Source organism: Bacillus sp. 196mf (genome assembly GCF_003217275.1).
In the GTDB taxonomy this organism is placed as follows: domain Bacteria; phylum Bacillota; class Bacilli; order Bacillales; family Bacillaceae_G; genus Bacillus_A; species Bacillus_A thuringiensis_S.
Genome location: NZ_QJTG01000092.1, coordinates 1 through 2,335, shown reverse-complemented (window position 1 = coordinate 2,335; position 2,335 = coordinate 1). Strand labels below are relative to the sequence as shown.

The following is a 2,335-nucleotide window of genomic DNA, read 5'->3' as shown; positions in this document are numbered from 1 at the left end:
GATGGTAGTTGGGACCTTGTCCCTGTGAGAGTAGGACGTCGCCAAGCAAAAACCTAAGTCGTTTCGACTTAGGTTTTTTTGTGTTTATTTTTATTACTTAAAATATAAAGGTAAGAATTACCTTTTATAAGGGTATAGTCGAGATATAAAAGAATGTTTGTGATCTTATATAAAAAGGTTATGCGAAAAGTAGCAATCTAGCTCTTTTTGCATAACCTTTTGTGTTTTTAAAGGATTTTACATAAGAAAAAATCTATAATTAAGGTAGTTAACATATATTTTTGATGGGTGTGGGGGATTATGAAAGAAATATGCATGTTATTAGTGGCTGTTATATTATGGGGGACAGCTATTGCGCCAACAAAATGGGCGTTAGAATCTATTCAGCCGTTTACTTTGTTGTTTATTCGTCTTTTCTTTGCAGGTGGAATTTGTATGCTATTTTCATTTAAGCAACTACAAAAATCAGTTGTACATAAAAAAGTTCCATGGAAAAGAATGAGTTTGTTAGCTTTTACCGGTGTAGCTGGGTATTTTATGTTCACATCGTACGGTATTTCTTTAACAAGTGGATTACATGTTAGTATCATAGATGCTGCATTACCATTAGTTACAATTCTTTTTTCAGCAATCTTCTTGAAAGAGAAAATTCGATTGAATTATTGGATAGGAATTATATTGGGTGCTATAGGAGTACTCTTTATTACGATTCCATCTAAAAGTGCTGATCAAGAAGTGTCTTTAATAGGAGATATACTGATATTATTAAGTACTTTTCTATTTGCTTTCTACACGGTTTTGCTAAAACGACCAAAACAAGAACAGTATTTATCAAACGAGGTTTTTACAACATTAACTTTAATTATCGGAGCTGTTATTCTATTACCATTTGCACTGGTAGAAATTCTTTATTACGGTTTACCGAAGATTGAAACTTGGAAAACGGGACTTAGTGTAATATACCTTGTTATTGGAGCAACAATTTTAGCGTATTGGTTGTGGAATAAAGCGCTAGAGAGAGTTTCAGCATCAGTAAGCGGATTATATTTAAATGCATTACCATTAATAAGTATTGTTACTTCAATTATTCTATTAAATGAATCTCTGACATGGAGAGTAATAATGGGAGCAAGTTTAGTTTTAATCGGAGTAGGATGGGCGGATAAGCAAAAGTTATGTAATCTATTAAAAGGTAATAAGGTGAAGAATAGAGACTGTTAAACAGTATGATTTATATAATTGACATGTAAAAAAGATACCTTATATATGAGGTATCTTTTTTATTTAGCAAAGATAATAAACTAAAATTAGTATGGATATTCTTTGCTGTATTTATATGTGTCGAAATCATTTTGAAATATTGTTTGAACAAGTTGTATACATTCAGTATCATAAAAGCTTTCAAAAGTTGGATGACGGGGAAATAAAGGATCAGTAATATCGCCTTCGCTAAAATTCCCTTTATAAATCATGGCGGGAGTTTGATGATGCCATGATGTTGAGAACTCATTTATTGGTGCGTTTTTTAATTCGAAACGCTTTTCTAATTCTTTCATTTCCTGATCAAAGTTTTCTAAGTATATATAATTGGTGACATATTCTTCTTCACCAGCTATATATTGTTGTGTGAAATGTGGGTTAATATCACTTGCGTGAGCCCCTTTTATAAATAGATAATATAGAAATTGTTTAAATGAGATCCCTTTGGGGGAATTTTCATCTTGATATAAAAACTTTCGGATGGGTTTCCATTCGGGATTTTCCATATAAGGAGGTCCAATTAAGGATACGAAAGAACTGACTGCTCTCCTATAAGGGTTACGAACAAGTTTAAACGTTTCTTTTTGTTTTTCTCGCAACGCTACTCCTAGTCGTACACTATAAGCAGGTGTACTTTTGTATATATCATATTCATAATTATGAATGAAAGGACTATAACTTAGAGCTGTTTGCAATAAATCAATCTGGTAAAAGAACCAATTGGCAAGAGAAGTGCAACCGCTTTTTTGACTCCAAAATAGAATGATGGGAAACTTCCTATGATAGTGTGGGCTTCTTGAATGGGCGCTTATGGTGTTTAATAAAGAAGGATCGAACAAGTTCTACACTCCTTTCAGTTATTTTACTGATATGTATGAGGAATAAAGAGGGGGTATGAGAGTCTTTTTCATCTTTTTTTAAAAAATGAAAGATTAATATTGACTATTATTATATAGAGGTGTAATATAGGACAAGTCGCCGATGACATTAACGTCGCAAGCGACAAACGAAATAAAAAACTTAGTTGACATTAACTAACGAAGATGTTAACATAAGGAAGTCGCAAATGAGCGAC

The 2,335-nt window shown here is 32.4% G+C and carries 2 protein-coding genes; one reads left to right on the top strand and one right to left on the bottom strand.

Features of this window, described 5'->3' with window-relative positions; genetic code table 11:
* The first annotated feature begins 300 nt into the window (after positions 1-300).
* On the top strand, positions 301-1,221 hold the full coding sequence (locus tag ATL10_RS30595; protein ID WP_000658283.1) for a DMT family transporter: 921 nt from the start codon (positions 301-303) through the stop codon (positions 1,219-1,221).
* An 86-nt stretch (positions 1,222-1,307) separates the two neighbouring features.
* On the opposite strand, the gene ATL10_RS30590 is transcribed toward ATL10_RS30595, so the two are convergent.
* Positions 1,308-2,099 carry a sulfotransferase family 2 domain-containing protein gene (locus ATL10_RS30590; protein ID WP_110498366.1) on the bottom strand — a complete coding sequence of 264 codons (792 nt, stop codon included), beginning with the start codon at positions 2,097-2,099 and terminating at the stop codon, positions 1,308-1,310.
* Positions 2,100-2,335 lie beyond the last annotated feature (236 nt).

Excerpts from the sequence above, each read along its gene's own strand:
- ATL10_RS30595 (WP_000658283.1), top strand. The coding sequence starts at position 301 with ATGAAAGAAATATGCATGTTATTAGTGGCTGTTATATTATGGGGGACA.